Below are 24,207 nucleotides of genomic sequence, written 5' to 3'. Positions count from 1 at the left end.
TCTTTGGTATTTAAGTTCTTATGAAAAACCTCCTAAAAGAAATAGACGCCCTGCATAGTTCTCTAGAAGATCATCTTGTTTATAAGAAAATTGAAGATATAGATTCTCTGAAAGTTTTTATGCAGTATCATGTCTTTGCTGTTTGGGACTTTATGTCTCTATTAAAATCACTCCAAAGAGAAATCACATGTGTTGAAGTTCCTTGGCGTCCTTCAAAATATTCTAAAGAAATTGTTCGCATGGTTAATGAGATCGTCCTTGGTGAAGAAAGTGATCTTGATAAAGAGGGAAGAGCTTGCGATCACTTTTCTCTCTATCTATCAGCGATGGAAGAGGTTGGGGCAAGTACTTTAGCAATTAGGGATTTCCTAGAAAATTATGAAATGAATGATCTTCCAAGTGAAGTTAAGTCCTTTGTGTCTTTTAATTTGAATTTAGCACTTGGAAATGAACCCCATAAAGTTGCAGCGGCTTTCTTCTTTGGAAGAGAGAAGCTAATTCCTGATATGTTCACAGGCCTTTTAAGCTATATCAAAAATGAAGAGATAAATTGCCCAACACTTATCTACTATATTGAAAGACATATTGAACTTGATGGTGATGAGCACTCTATATTGGCAAAGAAATGCCTAGAGGAGCTTTGTGGTGGTGACGAGAAGAAATTAGCGGCTGCCTATGAAATTGGAAAGCAGTCCTTAGAACTTCGTGTAAAACTATGGGACGGAGTTTTAAGAGAATTATCTAGCGAGTCTCCATTAGCCTACAACTAGCCTCCCTATTTCTTTCCAGCTTCTTAGCCGCAACTATTCTTCCTATAAGTTCAGAGTTTCACTTCGCCTATATTACTAGCTTAGAATCTTTTGATGATATTGCCCTCGCTCTTGTTGTCGCAACTTTTGGAAACTCTCTTGGAGGACTAAGCTGCTATATACTAGGGAGACTTGGAAAGTGGGAATGGCTTTCAAAGTATTTCAAGATTCAAATGGACAGCATTCTAAAGTATAAAATAAAACTTGAGTCCTATGGTGGGTGGCCCGCTTTTTTTTGTTGGTTACCAATTATTGGTGATCCAATTGCCGTTTACTTTGGTCTTATGAAAACTCCTCTGAAATCCTTTCTCTTCTTTATGACTCTAGGGAAGTTTCTACGATACTTGGCGATACTCATTTTTATCCGATCGTAGCTCTCGGTTAATCTATTCTTTTCTTACAAGGGGAATGTATTCCTAGTATGAAATCCGACTTCGACTTAGAATAAAAGAAATTCATTTTTATCAGGAGGATTAATAATGAAAAAGATTTCATGTCTTTTAGCAGTAGTGCTATTTTCGTCTCAGATATTTGCATCTGCTACGTTTGAAAAGAGATTTAAAATTGTAAGAGATGACCAAGGTAGAGTTATTTCTGTTAAAGAGCCAGGGCTTAGAGTCGCTTTTTCAATTGCTCCATATCTACAACAAATCAAAGAAAATTTAAAGTTAGAGCAGGCCCTAATGAAGCAAAAGGGTGACTATGATGCAGAGATTGAAGAGCTGCTTATGCCTGATGCTGTAATGAAGGGTGATAAATCATCTGAAAATATTGCTTATGTTGTAAGTTCAATGAGAGCTTTAGAGCAAATTGATGTAGATGCAGTTTTTAATTCTCCAGAATTTAAGAATGTAATCTCAACTTATGAGAAGAAGCTCTCTGATGCGATCTCATATCTTGATCCATCAATAATTGCTAAGCCTGATAATTCTCGCTTCTTTTATAAGAGACACGTAACTTATCAAGTTGTTACTTGGGCGCTAAATTTTGCAAAGAAGAGACTTAGTTCAATTCCTGTTTTAAATACAGCAAGCTATGTACTAGTTGAAGTTGAGAGAATGGTTAGAGAGAGAAGACTCTATCATCAAAATATGCTTCTTCATTATCTAGAACTTTTCCCTGAAGGAGAGTTAGGATTTACAAAGAGCGAAGCAGATGAAATCTTCTCTTCAATCTATGAGTCTCAAATTCCTTGGTATGCAAAGTGGGAGTCTGATGCGGCAGCAGGTAATTGGCATACTTACGGAACAAATAAATTCTTTGGAAACTTTAGAATGGCAACTTCTAAGTTAAGAGCAAATAGAGGAAGATATTCTTCTATTGATACAAGAATTAACTTTGCTTTCCAAGAAGTTGTTGCTGACGGGGAAGAGCAAATTGTAAACTTAGTAAACAACGATTCAATGTTCAATTCTAAGCCAGCGGTTGCCTATGTAATGTCTAATCCTTCAAAAGTTAGAAGAAAGAGAATGATTCTTCAATTAGCTGGTCTTGGAGTAAGTTTTCTTCCAATTCCAGATTTTATTAAAGGACTTGCTTCAAATTACATGAAGTCTTTCTATGAAAATCAGAAAATTACTGAAGGAGCTTTATTTGCTCACTTTGAAGTTGAAAGCAATAGAGAAATGCAATTAGAACTTAAGAAGCAATACTTAAATCCTTTTGATAGAACATTAATCCTCGAATAATTATATTGATAAGCTAGGTATGAAAGTGCCTAGCTTATTTTAATTCCATACATCTTTCTACATTATTAGTTGTGACAAATTTAATCTTTCTCTTTAATACCTTTCTTAGGTCTTTGTCTGAATCAACTGTCCAAACTCCAATTTCTTTTCCAAAAAGTCTTGGTAACCAGGCCATAAATCTTGTCTTGTAGTAGATATCAATACCGTAGTCAGAAAAAGATATCGGAAGAAATTTATAGACTCTCATTAGATCAACTTCATTCCAAAAATCTGAATTCTTTCTCTTCTTTTTAAAAACCTTTAATGCCTTAGACTCAAAAGAGATAACTCTAAGCAGTTCTGGCTTTTGATTATTATACTTCTCAATAAGAGCAACTGTTCTTGCATTTGGAATATCTTTGACTTCTAAGAAAGTGAAGAGCTCTTCTGTTTCGAGAATTCTTAAAACTTCTTCAAGGGTAGGGATTTCTTCACCATTTTGTAATTCGCAGTTCGCTTTGATTTCTGAGAAAGTAAGATATTTCACTTCTGTTTGAAGAGGACAATTCATTCCCTCTTTAGATTTTGATACTCTTTCTAGATTTTCATCATGCATTAGTATGGCAATTCCATCTCTTGTGTGGTGAATATCAAATTCAACACCATCGCTTTGGACCTCAATGGCCTTTTCAATAGAAGATAGTGAGTTCTCAATAGAGTTTTCTGTGACACCTCTATGTTAAATGCAGAAAGGTTTAGCGTTTAATGTTGCGCTAATTGATGCTAAAATCAATAATACAAAAATCTTCATAAATACTCCTATACCATTGTATCGGATATTTTCGAAAGAGTTAGTGAAATAATTTTATTGGAGGAAATATATGCCAGTCGCCTTTGGAGCTTATAGAGTAAGCAATCATTCTACAGATCACTACGATGCTCTTCTTTCTGCGGTTAATAAAGGCTGTACGTTAATTGATACTTCTTCAAATTATACTGGTGGTGAAAGTGAGAAACTTATTGCTCAAGTACTAAAGAAAGCGCAGAGAACTCCAATTCTTGTTTCTAAGGTTGGATATATCCAAGGTGAAAATATTAGTGTGATGAATGAGCTCAATAGTATAGGGCAGGCTAAGGATGATCTAGTTAAGGTCAGTGATAACCTTTGGCACTCTATTCACCCTGACTTTATAAGAAATCAGGTTCAGCTCTCTCTTTCGAGATTAGAAGTTGAGAAGATTGATGTCTATCTACTTCATAATCCTGAATACTACTTCTATGAGGAAGGAGCTACTCAGGAAGAATATTATAAGAGAATTGAGAAGGCCTTCTTCGAGCTAGAAGCACTGGTTAGTGAGGGACTCATTAGTTCTTATGGAATTAGCTCTAATAATTTTATCCTCTCTCCTGAGGATAAGAAAGTGACTCATATTGAAAGGGTTATGGAGTGCGCTCAGAGTGTAAGCTCTACTCATCACTTCACTCACATTCAATTTCCTTTTAATATGATTGAAATAGACGCTCTTGAATCGTGGTACGACGGATTGAGCTTACTTAATAAGGCAAAGGGATTTGATCTCACAGTCATGGTCAATAGACCTCTTAATGCTTTTAAAGGTGAAGGGCTTGTTCGTCTTGCGACTTATGATAAAACCCATCCTTTAGTTGATGAGTCAGTGGCGCAGAAAGTTTTTGTAAACGCTATGATGATTCTTGAAAAGAAATTCAAAGAAGAAGAGCCAGAAGAGTCTATTTATAACTTACCGCTCATAAAGCAATTTAATGATCTTTGGAATAATACAAGAACACCTGATGGAGTAGACCAAGTCTATTTTTCTCACTTCTTTCCATTTGTGGCCAAGGTTTGGGGAGGAGATCTTTCTGCAAAAGATAGTACGCCTTTCTATGATCTCTATGACGTTTCTCTAAACTATGCACGTCATAATATGAGTGAAGTAGCAAAAGATTTTGAGCAACAAGCAATAAGTGCGGGACTAATTGAAGCGGGGGATACTCCTCTACAAGTACGTTTGATAGAGAAGTATCTTAATTATGAAATAGACTATGTTCTAGTCGGAATGAAAGACACTCTCTATGTCGATCAATTGGAGCATCTCTTTTAAGAGAGAGATGCCTTCTTATCTAAGTAGTACTTATAATTTCCAGGGTAGAGTCTAACTCCGCCTTTATCAACTTCTAGAACTTGGTCAGTAAGCTCATGTAGAAAGTGTCTATCATGGGATACGAAAATGACAGTTCCTTCATATTTTTTTAGGGCAGTCATTAACACTTCTCTAGAAGCTATATCCAAGTGGTTAGTAGGCTCATCGAGAACGAGTAGGTTATTATTCGTAGAAAAAATAACAGCGAGAACTAAACGACTTTTTTCTCCACCTGAGAGATGCTTAATTTTCTTATGAACATCGTCTCCTCTAAAGAGGAAGGCCGCTAAGAGATTTCTTAGGTAGCCATCACTTGCTCCCTGGAGATTAGATTGGAGTTCATCTAAGACACTATTCTCTGCTTTTAAAACATCAAGAGAGAATTGACTAAAGTAACCAAGATTAACACTTGGACCTAGTCTGACCTCTCCACTTGTTGGCTCCGTTTGTCCGCAAATACACTTTAGGAGAGTTGATTTTCCTGCACCATTCACACCAACAACTGCAATTTTTTGGAGTCTCGTAATTGTTGAAGTCAATCCACTAAATACACTTAAATCTTCTCCGCTTGAATTCTTCCAAGACTTTGCAAGATCTTTAATGACAACCACATCATCACTTCCCCTTGGAGGTTTAGGGAAATCAAAGCTAATGCTTTCTTCTTCAGGTGGAAGTTCAATTCTTTCAATTTTTTCAATCTTCTTAACACGAGATTGAACTTGGGCGGCATGGGAAGCACGGGCCTTAAACTTTGCAATGAAGTCTTCTTCTTTTGCAAGCATGTCCTGCTGTCTCTTATGCTCTGACTTTAATTGATCGAGCCTGATCTTGCTCTCTCTTACGTAGAAGTCGTAGTCGCCACTATAGGTAGTTACTCTCTTATGATTGATTTCGACAATTTTCTTAACGACATTATTCATAAAGTCCCTATCGTGCGTCGTCATGAACACTGAGCCTTTATAATTTCTAAGCCACTCTTCTAGCCAAAGAATAGTTTCCATATCTAGGTAGTTGGTAGGCTCATCCATAATAATAAGGTCTGGGTTTGTTACTAGAACTTTGGCCAGAGCGATTCTCATCTTCCACCCACCACTGAAGTCTCCCACATTCTTGTGATGGTCTTCAGCGTGAATTCCAAGTCCTGAGAGAATTTCTTCTGCTCTCGTTTCTAGGTCGTAGCCACCAACTTTTTCAAAGTTAGTTTGGACTTCTCCCATTCGATCTAAGATCTTATTCATCTCATCTGGATCTAGATCAGGATCGCAGAGTTTTTCTTCAAATTCTCTGAGCTTTACTTTCATCTCAGAAATTTTCTCATCACCTTCGACAACTTCTTCTAGAGCTGTTCGGCCCTTCATCTCTCCAACATTTTGTGAGAAATAAGAAATTCTAAGTCTTTCAGGAACAGAAATTTGCCCCTCATCAGGTCTATCTTCGCCGATGATCATTCTAAAGAGAGTAGACTTTCCAGCACCATTTGGTCCTACTAATCCAACTTTCTCTCCAGGATTAATCTGAAAGTTTACCTTTGTGTATAAAGGTTCTCCACCTTGGTTCTTTGAGACGTTTGCAATATTAAGCATGAGTTCCGTTATCCTTTGGACCAAAGTTTGAGTATGTTAAAATCAGCAGTAATGTTTGAATAGCAAAGAATGATCCTAGGAAGATCGCTCCACCTTCACTAAATCCATAAGAGTGAAGTCCTGTGGCCAGAATATAATTGACTCCAAACCATGCCATCATCACACTCATAAATGCCGCGGCAACGAGTAGGAAAAATCTATGATTTGGTATCCAGTTTGTATACTTCCCATGAAGAATGGCCATGTAGAGACAAAGAACAATGAGCGACCAAGTCTCTTTTGGGTCCCATCCCCAGAATCTTCCCCAAGAGTAATCGGCCCAAACGCCACCAAGAATAATTCCTGCCGCAAGCATAACTGTTCCGTATTTTAGGCAAGTGTAGATAAGATCACTATAGTATCTCTCGTCAGCAGGACTCATGAAGAAGAATCTCTTTCTAATGAGAACTGTGTTGGCCAAAACCCAACTAAGGGCGAGGGCTCCATAGGAGAGAATAATCGTCGTCACGTGAGTAGAGAGCCAGAAGTTATCTCTAAGAACGGGAACGAGAGGGGAGATAGAGCTTGAAAGCATTCCTCCCGCAAAATTTAACATAAGTAGTGTACAAACATTGTAGGCAAGTCCTACAAAGACATAGATTTTCTCTTTCTTAAAATGCCCAATGATAAGAGCAAGGATGAGTGAACCATATCCAGAGAATAAGACCGTTTCATACATATTTGTAATTGGTGCTCTTCCTGAAATATGAACTCTAAAAGCGAGAATCGCCGTTTGTACAATAACAGTTAGAACTGCAAACGCTAGAGCGATTTTAAATTTTCTAAAAAGAGTTATTGTTATAAGACCGCAGAAAGTTAGAATCAGTGCTACGACAGGTAGTTGCATATTCACATAAGTAAGTTCAATTAAGAAGTCTCTATCTACAATCTTTTCATATTGCTCTTCAGAGTCTTTTAGAACTTTTAAAAATGGTCTCTCACTACTTGCTCTTGCGGCGACGACTTTATCTTCTGTAAGGTATGCGCCAACAGGGACCCAGACAACATCATCTTTAGAGTTAACAATTGGAACAAGCCAATTATTTGCAGTCTTAATATCTTTATAGAGATTGATCTTATTGAGCAGGGTCGCCAGAGACTTCTTATAGCTTCCGTGTTCGTCAGCTTTTTGCCACTCACTTCTAATGATCGCCATTTCTTCTTCTAGTTTATCGAAGCTTACTCTGTGCTCACCATCTTTAAGTTCAAGAGTCTTAATTAAATCGACGTGCTCAATATTTGTTTTAAGGTCTACTTCAGTAGGTATTCCCATACCCTTTAAAGAAACTAAACAGAAAGTTATAGTAGAAGATAATTTCTCGTACTTCGTTTTCCCTGTTAAATACTTTAGCATCTCACTTGCGTGAACTTTAAGAGGCTTTATTCTTCCGTCCTGCCTTATCGGTAGAGACTCGAGAGATTGATCACAAAAGTGTAAATCCATTGAAAATGAATTCATTGATACAAGTAGTAGCAATAGACTTAATACTGTCTTCATTATTTATTCTCCGTCTAGTCTTTCTCTAGTTTTAAAATATCTGCACTATCAGATTTCTTTACCTTCTTCTTATTTAGAAGGTAGTGAGCGATGGCCCCAAAAACTAAGAGAAGGGAACCAAGGTATTTAAGAGGTCGACCTTGATCGACGTTTACACTCAATGTTGAGCTATAAGCACCCGTCTCAGGGTCTTGATGATAACTTGCCTGATAAAAAGTGAACCCAGCATGTTTTAGAGGATTATTCATAAAGATATGATGATCACTTGGACCACTATCAGCGAATAACTTCACAAATGATTCATAACTGGCAGGCTTATTTGTTCCTGGGTCTTTGTCCATTTTGAAGTTTGTTAGAACAAATTCAAATGGAAGAGTAAGGATTTCTTTATCTAGAACAAAGGACACCTTCTTTCCATTTACTCTAAGAGTGACTGGGCGATCATCTAAGACCCAATACTCTTTTCCTAGAACATTTATTTTTAAGGCCTTTGTTTGTCCCTTAATTAAAGTTCCATTGGATTGAATTGGCATAGTGGCCACAGGCCTAAAAGTTGGAAATTTTGTAGCATCGTGCTTCTTTAGAATAAGCTCTAGTCCCATCCAAGGAAGCTCAACAATATCTGACTTCTTTTCAAGATTATGAATCGTCCACTTACCATCTTCAAAGAAAGAGGCACTTCTTCCAAAGAGAAAGAGGTTTGGCTTTTCTTCAAATAATTTCTTACTAAAGACACGAAGGTGAGAATCTTTAATGACTTCTAAATTCTCATCTACAGGCCATGGATTAAAGTCAGGGAAGAAAGAATAAATCTTTCCCTGTTCTTTAACTACAAAGAACTTATTTCCTTCGCTAGTCTTTCGAATATCAATTTTCTCCGCTTCAGGAGTAAAACAAGTGCTCTCTTTGCTATTCCATACAATGTAGCCACTCTTATTATTTTCACCAAAGCAATTAGATAAATTCTTTGGGAGATAAGTGACATTTAATAATCCAAGTCTCGTTGACGCTTCAAACTCAACTGCCTCTGGGTGAAGAGAGAGAGTGAACTCTTGAGTTACATTAGGATTTGACAGTATATAAGTTGAAGAATGAATACTCGCATTTAAAGAATACGGATTATTTCCACTTCTCCAGTAAAGTTCTTTGTCTGCAAATGGATAGAAGTCTTCCAGAGTAATATTCTCATACTTGTCGTCTATATTAGTTTTTAGAGCGACGTAGGGAAGTTTTCTGGTAACTGTCTTTCCATCGTCGTGATAAATAATTCTCAGGATATCTTCAGTGAGGATTACTTTTCTTGCGGGCGTATTTGGATCGAGAGAAAGTGTTCCATCAACACCTGAGAACCAAGTGATAAATGAACCACAACCGATCATAATAAGACCTGTGTGAATACCGTAGAATCCATAGAGACGCTTCTTTGGAGGAAGCCTTAAAAGCATGGCAAAGAAGACACTGACAAAAATACCAAGTTGAACGGCCATAAAAGGAAAGCGCTTATAGATTGTTCTATTGACGAAATCAGTGCCGTAGTAACTTTCAAAGAAGGTTCCAACAATCATGAATATTGAGAAGAGGGTGATAACAATAACTGCGAATTTTAAGCCACCGAGGAAGCGTTCAGTTTTCTCTAGTTTCTTTTGAAAATCAAAAGACATCTTTAACCTTCTAGTATAATTAACCTATTATTTTTATTCATCCTTACTATCACGGCGGGGATACTCTAGCAATTTGAAACGGGTAAACAAAAGTTTTCAGAATAAGCTTTAAAACGAGTACATATTTAAGATTAATTACTTATATAGTTGAAAACTAGTAGAGATGGGAATAAGAGACCCATGATTATGGTGCTATGCATTTTTAGTGAGCGACTTTGGTCAATATATTTTGATGAATGATTTGAGAAAGATTTCAATATTATGACCTCTACATTTAGAGAAAATGCAGAGGTCATAAATTAGGTAATTACTTTATTGGAGGCGCATAGCTTGTTAAGTTGATTCCTTTAACAGCGGCTTTATACTCATCCATATTTGGTGTTCTTCCAAGAATTGTAGATAGAACAACCACAGGAGTTGATGCTAGAAGTGATTCACCTTTCTTTTCATCACTATCTTCAACAACTCTTCCTTGAAATAAACGAGTCGATGTTGCCATAACTGTATCACCTTTTTCTGCCTTCTCTTGGTTACCCATGCAAAGGTTACAACCAGGTCTTTCTAGGTACAATGTATTGTCATATTTAAGACGAGCTTCAGCTTTTGGATTAGTGTCATCAAATTCAAATCCAGCATACTTAGTTAGTGTTTGCCAGTCTCCTTCTGCCTTTAATTCATCAATGATATTGTAAGTTGGTGGAGCAACGACGAGTGGTGCTTTAAACTCAACTTTACCATTTTGCTCTTCAATATTCTTAAGCATTTTTGCCAGAATTTGAAGATCTCCTTTATGAACCATGCACGATCCGATAAAGCCTAGATCAACCTTTCTTTCACCTTTATAAAATGAAATTGGTCTAATTGTATCGTGTGTATATCTCTTAGATACGTCCTCATTATTTACATCTGGATCAGCAATCATTGGTTCAACAATTTGATCTAGATCAACAGTGAATTCGGCAGAGTATTTTGCTGTTGCATCTGGAGTAAGGGCTGGGTTCGAACCAGATTTAATTTCTTCAATTCTCTTATTTGCTTTATCAACTAGACCTTGGAGAACTTTTAGATCGTTATCCATTCCTTTTTCGATCATCGTCTGGATTCTTGATTTTGAAATCTCAAGAGATTCGATCAGTGTCGCATTTTCAGAAATACAGATTGATGCCTTGGCCTTCATTTCCGCAGTCCAGTCTGTAAACACAAATGCTTGGTCAGCTAGAAGTGTTCCTAAGTGAACTTCGATAATTTTCCCTTGGAAAATATTATCTCCAAATTGTTTTAACATTTGCGCTTGTGTCGCGTGAACAACATCACGGAAGTCCATATGATCTTTAAGAACACCTTTGAAAGATACTTTTACTGATTGTGGAATTGGCATCGTCGCCTCTCCAGTTGCAAGTGCGAGAGCAACTGTTCCTGAGTCAGCACCGAAGGCAACACCTTTTGACATTCTTGTATGTGAGTCACCGCCAATTGTGATATCCCAATCATCAACTGTTATATCATTAAGTACTTTGTGAATAACGTCTGTCATTGCCGGGTACTTTTTCTGAGGATCTCTTGCTGTGATTAGACCAAACTTATTCATGAAGTTCATCAGTCTTGGAATATTTGCTTGTGCTTTTGCATCCCATACAGAAGCCGTGTGACATCCTGATTGGTAACCAGCATCTAGGGTTGGTGCAATGATTGTTGCGGCCATAGACTCTAGTTCCTGAGAAGTCATTAGCCCCGTAGTGTCTTGTGAACCAACAATATTAACCTGAACTCTCACATTTGATCCTGCATGTAGAGTTTTCCCTGAGCCTCCTAATAGGTTCTTATTAAAAATTTTCTCTACAGCTGTTAGACCTTGTCCTTCATGGGAGATCTCTTTAGAAGGTGCGTACGCTGATTTAACTTCTTGTCCTAAGACTTCACAAGCAAGTGTTTGGAGTTTTTTTCCAAATACAACAGCGTATGATCCACCAGCTTTCATGAACTCAAGTTTTTGTGGTGTTAAAGAAGCTGATATATCGATGAGTTCTTTATCACCATTGTATAACTTCTTCTTCTTAGTATTAATTGTAAGAATAGTTCCGGTGGCAACTGAGTATACTTCTTCAAGTTCAGGGTCACCATTTTTATCAAGAATTGTGTTACCAGAAGCGTCTAGTTTCTTCTTCCAGTTTTTAAGATCAATTCCAATACCTCCTGTCACATCAACAGTTGTTAGGAAGATAGGTGCAATCCCATTTGTTCCTGCAACTACAGGGGCAATATTGATGAATGGGACATAGGGAGAAGCTTGCTTTCCAGTCCATAGAGCAACGTTATTAACCCCAGACATTCTAGAAGAGCCAACACCCATTGTTCCTTTTTCTGCAATTAGCATTACTCTCTTATCTGGATGAGCTTTTTTAAGTTCTTCAATTTCCTGTTGTGCTTCTGGAGTGATTAGACACTTTCCATGAAGTTCACGGTCTGAACGAGAGTGAGCTTGGTTACCTGGAGAGAGAAGGTCTGTTGAAATATCTCCTGTTCCTGCAACATATGTAACTAGCTTTATCTCTTCTTCAACTTCTGGAAGTTTTGTGAAGAATTCAGCTTTTGCGTAACTTTCAAGAATATCTTTAGCGATAGCATTTCCTGACTTGAAAGCATTTTCTAATCTAGTTGTATCGGCATGGTATAGGAATACTTGCGTCTTAAGTACTTCTCCTGCTTCTTGTGCAATTGCTTGATCGTCTCCAAGAGCAAGATCAATGAGCACTTCAACAGACTTACCACCTTTCATATGGGATAGGAGTTCGAATGCGAAGGCCGGAGTGATTTCTGCGAGGATAGATTGCCCAAGAATAACTTCTTTTAGAAAGTTTGCTTTAACTTCAGCAGCAGCAGTTGTTCCTGGTAGAGTATTATAGATAAAGAAATTTAAAGATCCCTCTCGGTGCTCATGTCCAGCGTCCTTAATTTGAGAAATAATTTCTGCCGTCAGTTCTGCTCCGTCAATTGGTAGTGGGTGAAGACCCTCTGTTTTTCTTTGTTCAATTTCTTTCAAATAATCTGTGTAGAGACTCATGCATTTTCCTGTTATTGGGCATAGCGCCGTATTTTCAATAAATTTACAATGGATATATAGGCAGAATGCTAACATATTCATTACAGGTCATAAATAGGAATTTAATGGAACTAATGTAAGAGAAAGTATATTTGCTTAAATTCGGTACTTCTTATGCTTTTGTGCAGTATTCTAAAGTTGAGAAAAGGACTTTCGAAAGTAGGCAATGCTAAATTTGGGCAATTGATAGTTCCTCGTCTCACGCAGTCGTTACTTGTAAAATGATGTTATGTATAATTAATTACTATTTATATATTAGTTGAATAGAGTGAGAATAAAGTGATATGCCCGTACTGTAGTCATAATTTTGTATTAACTTGGAAGAGGTACTTAACTTCTATGTTTGGTAAACATACTTGTCCAAGTTGTAAGAAGACTTCAATACTTAAGGGCGCTTTACTAGAGTATATGGCCATATGGATTTCAATGGTTGTAGTTGTGGCGCTTTTTACGTTTGGTTTATTAAGGCTTAATTCAGATTATTTTTCAGAAAATATCGTTGTAGCTTTTAGTATAGTTGTTTCTATTGTGATCATTGCTCCTCTAGACAAAATTTATTATTCAAAGAGAGAGAAGTTAGAAAAAATACCCCATCAATAGCTGACGGGGTTCAAAATCTACTTTAATAAACCTTATAGGTAACGCTTCATCAAATGCTTCTTAAGAAATTCTGGATTTAAAGATTCGCCAGTTGCTTTCTTAATAAGTTCATCAGTCGATAGTAGACTCGCTTTTTGCCAAATATTTTCTCTTAGCCAGGAGAAGGCCTGCGAGTAATCACCGTTAGCAATAGACTCATTTACATTTGGATGTAACTTTTCAACAGTTGCGAATTGTTGAGCCGCGTACATTGCCCCTAGTGTATAAGACGGGAAGTATCCAAAAGAGCCATCGGTCCAGTGAATATCTTGCATGGCCCCTTGTCTATAATTTCCTCTTGTATCAAGTCCTAGGTACATTTTCATTTTCTCATCCCAAACTTCAGGAATGTCTCTGGCCTCTAGTTTTCCATTTATTAAATCTCTCTCTATTTCATAGCGGAGCATAACATGGGCTGGGTAAGTCACTTCATCAGCATCAACTCTTATGAAGCCTGGTTCTACACGGTTATAAATGCTCACCAGATTATCAATTTTAAATTCTTCACTATCACCAAAGGCCGCAATAATATCTTTGTGAATAGACTCAAGAAATGGTCTTCCTCTTCCCATTTGCATTTCAAAGAATAAACTCTGGCTTTCATGAATTCCCATTGAACGAGCAGTTCCCGCAGGGAGTCCTAGAAATTCTTTTGGAAGATTTTGTTCGTAGCGGGCGTGTCCTGTTTCGTGAACTATTCCCATAAGAGATTGAACGAAGTCAGACTCATCATATCTCGTGGTCATTCGGATATCTTCTGGAACTCCACCGCAAAATGGGTGCGAGCTTATATCTACTCTTCCTCTTGTGAAGTCAAAACCAAGCTTTGCCATAACTTTTAGGCCAAGCTCTTTTTGCTTTTCTACACTGAAAGGACCTTTAGGTTCAAAGATATTTATAGATTTTTGTTTTTCTACAATACTTTCAATAAGAGATGGTAACCAACCTCTAACATCAGAAAAGATTTTATCAAGTTTCTCTGTCGTCATGCCCGGCTCATAGAGATCAACTAGAGAGTCGTAAGGAGTTAGTCCCAACTTACTTGATCTTATACTCGCTTCTTCTCTTGAGAGCTTTAAAACTTCTTCAAAATTATTTAAGAATTCCTTCCAGTCATTATTAGGTCTTTGCTCTCTCCATGCATGCTCGCACTTTGAGCCCGCAAGAGATTTTGCCTTTACTAGGTCTTCAGGTACAACGGTAGATAAGTCATAGCTTCTCTTCATTTCTCTTAAAGAAGCCTTTTCAGTTTCGTTTAAATCTTCAGATGAAGCTTCTGCTAAGAGGTCCGCAATTTTAGGATCTGTGGATAATTGGTGCATGAGAACAGTGAACTCGGCCATGGCCTTTGATCTTGCTTCATTTGAACCTGAAGGCATCATGGTTTGTTGATCCCAACTTGTGATGGCCCCTAGATGTCCTAGATTATGAATCTTCTCATTTACTTTCTTTAGTTCATTATATGAATTCATTCTTTCTCCATTCTCTTTAGAAATTACCTAGCTCATTTTCTTCATTCTCACGGCAGATCACACACTCTTGTGTTGAGAGGGCTGGAGTGAAAATCGCATCAGGTGAGACTTCATCATCTTCATTGTAATTCTTTGATTCATCAATGAGGTGTTGAGTTAAATCACCGCAGATATCGCAATAAGCTTCCACAACATCAAAAACTTGTAATTGCTCAGATAATATTAAATCTTTTGAAACTTCGTCGCGCTCGTCGCTCATGCTTATCCTTGAAGTGATCTCTCTTAACGATTTCTATTTCTTAGCATATTTGACAAAGTTTAGCTATTTTTGAAGAAGTAAGTGAAGAGGTAGACTGCTCCATAGAGAATGGGTTGATGAATAATGTAGATCAGTAGCGAGTGTTGTCCCATTTTTTCAAGAGGAAGAAAGAGTTTTGACTTAAATGGGTTTAATTGATGAAATCCAAGGCTCCAAAGTCCAAAGCCCATGAAAACGCATCCAATCCAAGGGAAGAGAGGAATATAGTCCATGCTCGCATGACTAAGTTCAAGCCAAGGAAGAGTGATATTAAAGAATAATTTTAAAGAAATTAGTATTAGTCCTATTATTGCAGAGATTCTTGGAATTCTTATGAAAGGAAGTGAAACAAGAGATGCTAAGGCGATACAGTGTAGGGTTCCGAAGTAAACCCAAGAACTTTTAAACATAAAGTAGGTATAGATTGAGATTGCAAGTGCTCCGAGAGCAATTTTAATCCATCTTGGCCAAAATTTCTTCCAATTAACTTTTTCGCTGTGAATGAGGGGCAGCGAGAGCCCCATTGCTAGCAAGAAGAGAAAAACAATTACTCTTGGGAGTTCAAACCAAAAGAAATCTCTACTGAAATTAATATTATTATAACCAAATACCTTTAAGTCATAAAAAAAATGAAATATGATCATTAGAACAATAGCAAAACCACGAATTTGGTCAATTAAAGGAAACCTTTTTCTCATTTGATAATTCTACGAGATATTTGTAGAAAATTAAAGCTGATGGAGAAAATAAATAAGAAAATGAAAAAGTACTTAAAGAAATTAATTTATACGCTACCTCTCATATTTGCCATCATACTAACGACTCTCTTTTACTTTCTAAATAGAACGATTCCTTACGGGGACGGGGTTCTTGAAATGTCCATTTTAAAAGAGAAGGCAGAAGTTATTCGAGATAATGAAGGGATTCCCCATATTAAGGCAAAGAACGCTGACGATGCCTATAAAGTTCTTGGATATCTAATGGCCAGTGAAAGGCTCTTTCAAATGGAAATGCTTAGACGAGTAGGCTCAGGAACTCTTAGTGAAATTATTGGAAAGAAGGGACTTGAGATTGATAAGACTTTTAGAACTCTTGGACTTAGACGACACTTTGTTGAAAAAATTAAAAGAGAAGGCCTTCCAAAAGAAATGCAAGATAAAATGGAGAGCTTCTTTGCAGGAGTAAACTTCTTTGTCGAAAACGAAAATCTTCCAATTGAGTTTGTTCTTGGAGGCTTTAAACCAGAGAAATTTACTATCTATGACTCTTACGCAGTTGTTGGTTATATGGCCTATTCCTTTGCGGCATTTCTTCGTCACGATTTATTAATGGACAAATTAAAGAGTTCTCTAAGTGATGAGATGTGGAATGATTTACAAATTGAGCCCCATAAGAATACGGTCATGACTGCTAGTGTTCACAGGGAGCTTAAGAATATCTTTAAAGCATTTGAAGACTTAAATAATACCTTCGGCGGTTTTGAAGGCTCCAATGCTTGGGCCCTAAACTCTACGAAGACAAAGAGCAAGAGGGCCATGCTGGCCAGCGATCCTCATATCGGCTACTCACTTCCTGGCATCTGGTTTGAAGCCCATTTAAAAGTAGAGGACCCAGCGGAACCCTTTGAAATTTACGGTCACTTTCTTCCAAATATTCCCTTCGCAGTGATGGCCCACGACAAGAAGAAGGGGTGGGGAATAACTATTTCCTACCTAGATGATATGGACTTTTATAAAGAGACATTTTCTGAGAGCGGGAATGAAACAATATTTGAAGGTGAGGAGATCCCACTTAGAAGAATTTCTGAAGTGATTAAGGTTCGTGGAGGAGAGGATATTCAGCTTCCAGTTCATATAAGTCACAATGGTCCAATTCTCGATGAGCTCATTGGGGATAAGGGAATTTCTATGAAGTGGACTTACTTCTTAGAAAATAATCATCCTATCCAAGGGTTTTATAAAATGGGGCGCGCTAATTCGTTTGAAGAATTTAAAAAAGGCGTCTCATTAGTAGGGTCACCTGGACTAAATATCATCTACGCCGACGCTGAAGATAATATTGCGAGATTAAATCTTGGACGTTATCCAAAGAGAAATGACTTCAGCGACAGTCGTGTTGTTCTTGATGGAGCGACAAAGAACGATGCTTATAAAGGTTATTATAAATTTGAAGAAATGCCCCACAATATTAATCCCGAGAGCGGTTTCGTGGCCTCGGCCAATAATAGGCCTATCACTGCCAATGAGAACTTTAGAGGTATGTGGCAACCAAGAGACCGCTTTATTACCCTCTATTCGAGATTACTTTTAAAAAATGATTGGTCTATTGGCGATACAATGCTCTTGCAGACCAGTGTTTTAAATAATGAAAATGAATGGATTCGCGACCTTCTCGTTTCAGATCTCTCTACCGTTTCTCTTGGTAAGCAAGAGCAGGAAGCCTTTAATGCTCTAAAAGATTGGGATAGACAGACTTTTCCTAATCGCGTTGGCGCTTCTATCTATCATCAATTTATTTATCACCTAACAATGAACCTAATTGATGAACTTGGAGAAGAAGAGAGAAATCAATTCTGCGGACTTTCTGCGAGATGGTACTTCCTTGGGCGTATGCTTAAGAGAGAGAAGGCCATTTGGTGGGATATGAAAGAGACTTCTGAAGTTGAAGATAGAAAGAGTGTTGTCTTAAAAAGTTTTAAAGATACTGTTAAATTCCTAAATAAAGAACTTGGCAATGAAGTTAAGGAATGGAGCTGGGGGAAGTTGCATACAATTGAATTTGCCCATTCTCTTGGGAAGAGTTTTCCGCTAAATAAGCTCTTAAACCTAGGTCCTTACCCTGTCATGGGGGCCTATAATAATATTAATAATTTTAGAAAAGTCGGTTGTCTCGATGGGCATAAGGTGAAGAGTGGGCCTAGTACTAGAAGGATTATTGATTTCTCAGGGCCTGAAAAGAGCTACGGTATTTTGCCGCTAGGGATTTCTGGACACTATTTGAGCCCCTTCTTTAAGAATCAAATGGAGAGATTTCTCTCTGGAAAGTACCGCTTACAAATAATGTCAGATGACTTACTAGAGAAATTTTCTAAAGCAAGATTAGAGATTGTTCCTGAGTATAAATAATTAGGGGAGTATTGCTCGAAAGAGTGATTTCTCCCTTTCCAATATTACTCAGTCCGTGGCTAGAGAGTGGCCCTAGAGGGGAACTCTCTTCTAGGCAGTACTTTGCCTGTCCGCCAATCGATATTAAAGACTGCCGAAGAGACATAATGGAGAATTCTCCAATTATTTCTAAGCAGTGAGCTCCCTTTGGAAGAAGGTAAATTTCTCTTTGAAATCTTGCAATAGCTTCAAATCTTTCACAGAAATTATAGACCTCTCCAATATTAATGAACTCATGATCGCGTCTTCCTCCCAAGAATCCATAGAGATTGATGCACTTTATATTCTCACCTAGAAGATTAAGAGCATAGGCGAGATCACTCTGGTCCTTGTCTCTTGGAAGAGTGATGTCTAAGGAAGTATCAGAGCTATCTCCATCTCCAACAGAGAAGGAACGCTCAAATGAAAGGCCGTGGTTAAGTCCTCCGTCTATAATCAAAGAGGGAAGAGTTAGGTCGATAAGCCCTTCTTCAATTGCACATGGTCCAATGATATTTATTTCTTTGGACTCTAGGAGATAATTTGGGAGAGTATTTGTCTTCATTGCTCTTTCAGTATAAATATATTCAAATCTATTTTGACTCTAAAAGAGGAATGACTAATTGGAAAGTTTTTCAAGTCGGATTATTAAATTTTCTAAGGCCCACGACTTTGTGGGAAATAAAGGTGAATCTCACTTCAGTGTGGAAGCGGACCAATTCAAGGCCACTTTCTATTTCACGGCCAACAGAGGGCAATTGAAGGAAATCTCCTATACGGTGGAAAGTGAGCGAATAGAGAATGGGATCTTATTTGCTCTTTGTACTTTACTCAAAAACGCAGATACTAAGCGAATGAAATCGATTACCGCTAGGGAAGTGGAGAGCTTTCTTAGGGATCAGAACCATATTCCAGCAATGGGAGAAAGCCCTTTTCCTGGAGCTTTTGTAGATTCCTTTAGAGAATTGCTGATCTCCTCGGTTTTTGAAAGCGAGATTAGAAAGGATGTCGACTTCTGGGAAGTTTCAGAAGAATCCTCTTATGTGGATAAAATAAAGGCCATTTCTGATTTCTTCACTTTGAAAATAAATATGAACGAGTACTTTCTAGAGGAAAGTATGGAGATAGAGCTCATTCAGTTAGAGGATGATGCATTCTTTGTGGAGTTTCGCTCTAGTATAAATCATGTAAAGCTGGCCCCAAATACTTTATCGAAGGTATTTTTAGACTCACTAGAGGGGTTGGTTCGTAGCGTTATTAAGAGTGAAAATATAAATTTGGTTGCCGAGTAGCTCGATAATCGTTAATATTCAATGTATTACATCTTAATTTTTTGTATTTTGGGAGTGCAATGAAAACAATATTGGCAGTGGTTGCCCTTTTCGCTTTAGTATCAACTCAAACTTTTGCTGCAGACGCGGCCAGAGGTCAAACTCTTTATAAGACTTGTATTCAGTGCCACGGTGCCAATGGTGAAGGTAATGAAGCAATGAAAGCCCCAAGGATTGCTGGTCAACATGATTGGTACATCATCAGCTCTATAAAGCAATTTAAGGCCGGTATAGAGAGAAAGAATCCAACTATGCTACCATTCATTAAGAAGCTTTCAGATGCCGATATTGAAGACCTAGCGGCATTTATTAGTACATTAAAGTAAAAATTAATCAATTTAGCTATAATAGAGGTTGGATTTAACCTCTATTTCATTAAAGCGAAGGATTGCTATGAGTCTAGATTTTGTAAAAGCTAATAACTCAAAAGATATTAAAATGATCTATGATTACAATCTAGATGCATTTTCAGATTCTCCAGGTTTCAACTGGAATTACGACGAAATTAAAAAAGAAGTGAAAGATGGGTGGAATCTCTACGGAGTGGAATATAACGGGGAAGTTATAGCAGCACTATTCTACAAGTTAGAAGATCGTTGTCTATTCTCTAAGAATACGTCTATTAAGCTGTCTCACCAAGGTAGTGGGTTCTCTCACAAGATTAAAGACTTCTTTGAAAAACAGGCCAAAGAGTTGAAGGTTAAGCAAATTATCCACTACTGCTCTATTGATAATTTTAGAATGTATTCACTCAATGAGAGTCACGGCTACGTGAAGACAAGTAAGCGGCTAGGCGAGAATGGTCAAGTCGTCGAGTGGATTAAAGATATTAAGTAACCTCTGGGCCCTCTTCTGGGCCTTTTTTCCCTATGAAAAAAAAGTAATAAAAAGTGAAAAAAACTCAAGTGTTTTTGTATTCTTTCGATTAGACTATTAGATAAGTTAAATTTAAATTGGATAAATGTCATTTTGTATTCTGGAGGATGTTATGGCAAAGAAGAAAGTAGCTAAGAAAGCAACTAAAAAAGCAGTGGCGAAGAAAGCAACTAAGAAGACAGTGGCGAAGAAAGCAACTAAGAAGACAGTAGCGAAGAAAGCAACTAAGAAAGCAGTAGCAAAGAAAGCAACTAAGAAAAAAGTAGCGAAGAAAGCAACTAAGAAAGTAGTAGCTAAGAAAGCGACTAAGAAAGTAGTAGCTAAGAAAGCAACTAAGAAAGCTGCACCAAAGAAAGCGGCTAAGAAAGCTGCTCCAAAAAAAGCAAAAACTAAGAGAAAGCCAAACGCGGCATTCATGAAAGCGATGAAGCCATCTGCTGAACTTTCAGTAGTTATCGGTGACAAAGCAGTTCCAAGAACTGAAGCTGTTAAGAAAATTTGGGAATACATCAAGAAGCACAACCTTCAAAACCCAAAGAACAAGAGAAATATTCTTGCTGATGATAACTTAAAGAAAGTTTTCGGAAAGAAAGAAGTAACTATGTTCGAGCTTGCAGGTATTCTTGGTAAGCACCTTAGCTAATTAAAATATTTAAATTATAATTAGTAAGGCCTATCTTCGGATGGGCCTTTTTTATTTTAAGCGACCAGTTTTTCTCTTCGTGATATCTTCGAGAGAGAGCGGTCCAATAGCACCAGTTGTAGTTTGAATCTTCCACTGTCTTGGTGTTCTATTTAAGGCCAAGAAAGTAATGTCCACCTTCTCTTTCTCTTTTGAACAGTGAACGCTCTTCATTTCGTCCAAGTCAAGACAAAGCCTAACGAGTCTCTTAGCGGTGCTAAATGTCTCTAATCTCCAAACTCTTAGTTCTTCACGAAACTCTAAATCATCTTTAGATTGGTAATGAGAGTGAATAACGAGCTCTGTTTCAATCTCATCGCTGGCCAGCAGGGTTTCATTAATTTCGGCCATATTGAATTTAAAGTAGCTATTATGTTCACTAGACTTAACTAGCCACCAATTCTTATTAATTGGAGAGAAGAGTTTAGAGTCCTCTGCGCTCTCCTTAAACCAATCTGGCTCATTGATAACTCTATCAACTCCAGGAGGAAGAGAGTAGGGAATTTGTCTAAGGTCCATTGCTAGATTAAAGAAGCGAGCGCCTCTATCTGTAAATGATACCTCTGCGATTCTCTGGTAATCAACAACTCCCCCAGGGAAGAAATTTGTATAAATGAAGAGGCTTCCAATTCTGGTTCCTTTCTGTCCATACTTTCCGGCATTAATTCTTATACTAGTACCATTGAAGGCCATGTCCCACTTTGTACTTGCCTTTGCTTGTGAGTCTGTAAAATCATAGACCTCACCAGTTTCAATATTTAAGTATTTATAGATATTAGTGAGGGGGTTATTTAAGCAATTTTCGTAATTACTATTAGTATAGACATTTCCACAACCCGTCGCTTGAAAATGGAGAAATTTTTCGCTTTCACCTTCTTTTTCTACTCTTAGAGTGAAGTTTCCAGGATTGGCGCTACTATCGTAGTAGTCCAAAATTTGCACTTTATAGTAACTTCCATTTGTTCTAAGAGCGTAGACTGAAAATGTAGGCCAAATAATATGATTATTTTCATCGTAAGCGTACCAAGGAGTCTCTTCAAAAATATCGCTACTTTGATCTTCAATATATTGAGACTTCTTTGTAATGTAGTCGCTAAAACTTTCTTCAACAACTTTCTCCGCTAAAGGCTCAACTTTAGAACAAGAGATGAAGAGGGAAAATAGAGTTAAATATATGGCCTTCAATTAGAAATCCTTCAGCTGTATGCCTGTGTAGAAGAATCTTCCAAGCGTAGGTCTATCGTCATTAATGGCAACGACACTGTCTGGAGTAGGCTCTTTCACAGAGTTAAAGACATTATTTATCCCAAAGTAGAGAGAAATATTCTTCGTATAATCATAGTTAATTTTTGTATCAAAAGAAGAGTAGCCTTCAGATATTTTAGTATTCTCTTCATTGGTATATTTCTTTCCGGTGTAGCGAAGAGAGTTGATAAGACTTAGAGATTCAATAGGAGAGAAAGTGTACTTTGCTTTCCAAGAGTATAGAGGCCTATTTAAAAGTTGAAGGTCGGTGGTCTTATTAATTGTTTCTGTGTACGAGTAGTTAAGGCTTAACTTCTGAGACTTTGTAGGTGTGAATGTACTACCTAATTCGATCCCCTTTGATTCAACATTATCAAAATTCTTATAAGAGAATATTTTTGTACTTGTTGAGCTTGGAATTTCTGTAGTTTCAATTAAATCAGTTATTCTATTATAGAAAATATTTCCATGAAGTGAGTGGGACTTATTTAGATCGAATTTATTTCCAAGTTGCACGCTGATAGATTCCTCTGGTCTCAGCTCATCATTTCCTTGAACAATATAATTCGCCACTGATGAGTGATCAAGAGTAAAGAATCTCTCTTTTATAGAAGGTGAGCGGTGCCCAGTTCCTAGAGTTAACCAACTCTTTGAATCAATATTCTCACTTAATTCACTGAAGTAGCTAAAGCTTACTTTGGGTGAAATGGTGTAACCATAATTACTATCATACTGAACTCTTGCCCCCGGCGAGATTTCATAATTGTCTTTAAAGTAATTATCTTGGACGTATCCTTGAAGTGACCAAATCTTCTTATTATCTATGTCACTATGATCGACAATAATATCTTGTGTCTGCTGCGTTCTTGTTCTTTGATCAACACGATCTTCTTTATAGAGTAGTCCCGTCGTAAGGGCATGGTTTTCAAAAATGATATTGTCATAAACCGCTTCCACTCTATAGGAATTATAGTCAGTAACCTTATGTGATTCTTGCCAATAAGTTTTTGGATTGTCATTGAGGTTTAAGTCATCTCGAATGAGCTCGGCATTAATATAAGTTTTTAAAGAGCTCGAACCGCTCTTATAGACATTCTGTAATTTTATATTATGTGTAGAAGTCTTCGTTTCGTTTTGAATCTCTCCAAAAGTACTTGAACCAAATGGCTTAGACGATGTGGATTTCACATAGTCATTGAAGTAGAGATAGTTAAGAGAGAGAATATTGGCCCCAAACTTCTTGTCTAAGTAGAGTGATCCATTTAATTTTTGAACTTCTGGACCGTCTTTTGCGTAACTCTTCTCATCTAGATCATAGTCGCTTTGCTCTCTATAGGAGAGGGTTAGCTTATGCCCAACGCCTGAGACTCTATTGCTATAAAGACCTTTAGCACTCGTTTGTTTTGCTTTATTGGATTTTTGATCCATTCCTGAATTTAAATCGAGAAAGACTTTCTTCTTAGCTAAAGGCTTCTTCGTCACAATATTGATAACACCACCAATCGCTTGGCTTCCATAGAGGGCAGAGGCTCCGCCTTTAATGACTTCAACTTTTTCAATATTTTCAGTGGAGATTTGAGTAAGGTCAAAACCAAAGGAAGAGTTTTGAGAAACTGGAGTCCCATCAATCATGACGAGAACACTATTTTCACCAAAGCCTTGGATTAGAGCAGTTTTTGCTCCACCTCTTCGGTCTACGGTTGTCTCCGATACTCCTGCTATATCCGACATCGCCTCAGAGAGATCTTGATAGTGAGAAGAGTTAATCTCTTGAGAGTCTAGAACTTCAGTCTTAACTGCAGAGTCGATTAATCCGGACTTAGTATTTAGGCCACCATAGATATAGACAGTATTATCTTCAACAGCATTTGTAGATATAGGAGTGCTGGCGAAGCTGTGCCCCGAGAGCAGAAATGTCATGGAAATGTAGACAATTCCATAGGTAGAGAATCTATTTGAACAACTGTTTGACATATGAAACTATTATCACTTAAAAGAAGGA

19 protein-coding genes and 1 pseudogene are annotated in these 24,207 nt (G+C 37.5%); 9 read left to right on the top strand and 11 right to left on the bottom strand.

The features are described from left to right. Window positions 1-20: 20 nt before the first annotated feature. Together CES88_RS04710 and CES88_RS04705 are read left to right on the top strand one after the other, a co-directional pair. Complete coding sequence (locus tag CES88_RS04710; protein WP_290731664.1) at window positions 21-770, top strand: DUF3050 domain-containing protein; 750 nt, start codon at window positions 21-23, stop codon at window positions 768-770. Between the two features lie 518 nt (window positions 771-1,288). Further along, window positions 1,289-2,497, top strand: a complete 1,209-nt coding sequence (locus CES88_RS04705) for a hypothetical protein (protein WP_290731661.1) — start codon at window positions 1,289-1,291, stop codon at window positions 2,495-2,497. Between the two features lie 34 nt (window positions 2,498-2,531). Here CES88_RS04705 and CES88_RS04700 read toward each other — a convergent pair. Continuing rightward, window positions 2,532-3,203 (bottom strand): annotated as a pseudogene (locus CES88_RS04700) (glycerophosphodiester phosphodiesterase family protein); the annotation flags it as partial. Between the two features lie 154 nt (window positions 3,204-3,357). Here CES88_RS04700 and CES88_RS04695 point away from each other — a divergent pair. Further along, the gene (locus CES88_RS04695; RefSeq protein WP_290731658.1) at window positions 3,358-4,599 is read left to right on the top strand and encodes an aldo/keto reductase; all 1,242 of its coding nucleotides are present in this window, start codon (window positions 3,358-3,360) and stop codon (window positions 4,597-4,599) included. Here CES88_RS04695 and CES88_RS04690 read toward each other — a convergent pair. The 4 genes from CES88_RS04690 to CES88_RS04675 all read right to left on the bottom strand — a co-directional run bounded on the left by CES88_RS04690 (window position 4,596) and on the right by CES88_RS04675 (window position 12,480). After that, on the bottom strand, window positions 4,596-6,221 hold the full coding sequence (locus CES88_RS04690) for an ABC-F family ATP-binding cassette domain-containing protein (RefSeq protein WP_290731655.1): 1,626 nt from the start codon (window positions 6,219-6,221) through the stop codon (window positions 4,596-4,598). The genes CES88_RS04695 and CES88_RS04690 overlap by 4 nt on opposite strands. Beyond that, window positions 6,214-7,758: a cytochrome c biogenesis protein CcsA gene (gene ccsA, locus CES88_RS04685; protein ID WP_290731652.1), complete on the bottom strand. Its 1,545-nt coding sequence runs from the start codon at window positions 7,756-7,758 to the stop codon at window positions 6,214-6,216. Before ccsA ends, CES88_RS04690 begins: the two co-directional genes overlap by 8 nt. A gap of 14 nt (window positions 7,759-7,772) precedes the next feature. Further along, entirely contained in the window at window positions 7,773-9,419 is a 1,647-nt protein-coding gene (locus CES88_RS04680; protein WP_290731648.1) for a cytochrome c biogenesis protein ResB, read from the bottom strand. Between the two features lie 307 nt (window positions 9,420-9,726). Then, window positions 9,727-12,480 (bottom strand): bifunctional aconitate hydratase 2/2-methylisocitrate dehydratase, encoded by a 2,754-nt coding sequence (locus CES88_RS04675; RefSeq protein ID WP_290731645.1) that lies wholly within the window; start codon window positions 12,478-12,480, stop codon window positions 9,727-9,729. Window positions 12,481-12,858: 378 nt separating this feature from the next. Between CES88_RS04675 and CES88_RS04670 the strand changes: the two genes are divergently transcribed. Continuing rightward, window positions 12,859-13,119 (top strand): hypothetical protein, encoded by a 261-nt coding sequence (locus tag CES88_RS04670; protein WP_290731642.1) that lies wholly within the window; start codon window positions 12,859-12,861, stop codon window positions 13,117-13,119. 32 nt (window positions 13,120-13,151) lie between these two features. Here the strand turns inward: CES88_RS04670 and CES88_RS04665 are convergent, their stop codons facing one another. Genes CES88_RS04665 through CES88_RS04655 form a run of 3 tightly spaced genes read right to left on the bottom strand, consistent with a single transcriptional unit; the run spans window position 13,152 to window position 15,626 of the window. Beyond that, window positions 13,152-14,630, bottom strand: coding sequence for a carboxypeptidase M32 (locus tag CES88_RS04665; protein ID WP_290731639.1), 1,479 nt, complete (start codon window positions 14,628-14,630; stop codon window positions 13,152-13,154). A 16-nt stretch (window positions 14,631-14,646) separates the two neighbouring features. Next, the gene (locus CES88_RS04660) at window positions 14,647-14,889 is read right to left on the bottom strand and encodes a hypothetical protein (protein WP_290731636.1); all 243 of its coding nucleotides are present in this window, start codon (window positions 14,887-14,889) and stop codon (window positions 14,647-14,649) included. Window positions 14,890-14,948: 59 nt separating this feature from the next. Next, window positions 14,949-15,626 carry a heparan-alpha-glucosaminide N-acetyltransferase gene (locus tag CES88_RS04655; RefSeq protein ID WP_290731633.1) on the bottom strand — a complete coding sequence of 226 codons (678 nt, stop codon included), beginning with the start codon at window positions 15,624-15,626 and terminating at the stop codon, window positions 14,949-14,951. Between the two features lie 60 nt (window positions 15,627-15,686). On the opposite strand from CES88_RS04655, the gene CES88_RS04650 reads away from it, so the two are divergent. Then, a complete protein-coding gene (locus CES88_RS04650; RefSeq protein WP_290731630.1) occupies window positions 15,687-18,053 on the top strand; it encodes a penicillin acylase family protein in 2,367 nt (788 codons plus the stop codon). On the opposite strand, the gene CES88_RS04645 is transcribed toward CES88_RS04650, so the two are convergent. Further along, window positions 18,016-18,636, bottom strand: coding sequence for a hypothetical protein (locus tag CES88_RS04645; RefSeq protein WP_290731627.1), 621 nt, complete (start codon window positions 18,634-18,636; stop codon window positions 18,016-18,018). The two genes, CES88_RS04650 and CES88_RS04645, sit on opposite strands and share 38 nt — an antisense overlap. Window positions 18,637-18,694: 58 nt before the next feature. Between CES88_RS04645 and CES88_RS04640 the strand changes: the two genes are divergently transcribed. From CES88_RS04640 to CES88_RS04625, 4 genes are all read left to right on the top strand, one after another. Beyond that, window positions 18,695-19,363 carry a hypothetical protein gene (locus CES88_RS04640; RefSeq protein ID WP_290731625.1) on the top strand — a complete coding sequence of 223 codons (669 nt, stop codon included), beginning with the start codon at window positions 18,695-18,697 and terminating at the stop codon, window positions 19,361-19,363. Between the two features lie 59 nt (window positions 19,364-19,422). Continuing rightward, a complete protein-coding gene (locus CES88_RS04635) occupies window positions 19,423-19,728 on the top strand; it encodes a cytochrome c (protein WP_290731623.1) in 306 nt (101 codons plus the stop codon). A gap of 67 nt (window positions 19,729-19,795) precedes the next feature. Further along, window positions 19,796-20,239 (top strand): hypothetical protein, encoded by a 444-nt coding sequence (locus CES88_RS04630; RefSeq protein WP_290731622.1) that lies wholly within the window; start codon window positions 19,796-19,798, stop codon window positions 20,237-20,239. A 151-nt stretch (window positions 20,240-20,390) separates the two neighbouring features. After that, the gene (locus tag CES88_RS04625; protein ID WP_290731620.1) at window positions 20,391-20,921 is read left to right on the top strand and encodes an SWIB/MDM2 domain-containing protein; all 531 of its coding nucleotides are present in this window, start codon (window positions 20,391-20,393) and stop codon (window positions 20,919-20,921) included. A gap of 51 nt (window positions 20,922-20,972) precedes the next feature. On the opposite strand, the gene CES88_RS04620 is transcribed toward CES88_RS04625, so the two are convergent. Then, on the bottom strand, window positions 20,973-22,145 hold the full coding sequence (locus CES88_RS04620) for an HmuY family protein (protein ID WP_290731618.1): 1,173 nt from the start codon (window positions 22,143-22,145) through the stop codon (window positions 20,973-20,975). Then, the gene (locus tag CES88_RS04615; RefSeq protein ID WP_290731617.1) at window positions 22,146-24,179 is read right to left on the bottom strand and encodes a TonB-dependent receptor; all 2,034 of its coding nucleotides are present in this window, start codon (window positions 24,177-24,179) and stop codon (window positions 22,146-22,148) included. Between the last annotated feature and the right edge of the window lie 28 nt (window positions 24,180-24,207).

It is taken from the genome of Halobacteriovorax sp. JY17 (assembly GCF_002753895.1).
Classification (GTDB): Bacteria; Bdellovibrionota; Bacteriovoracia; order Bacteriovoracales; family Bacteriovoracaceae; genus Halobacteriovorax.
The sequence above is the reverse complement of the archived record's forward strand: the minus strand, read 5'-3'. Positions and strand labels throughout refer to the sequence as shown.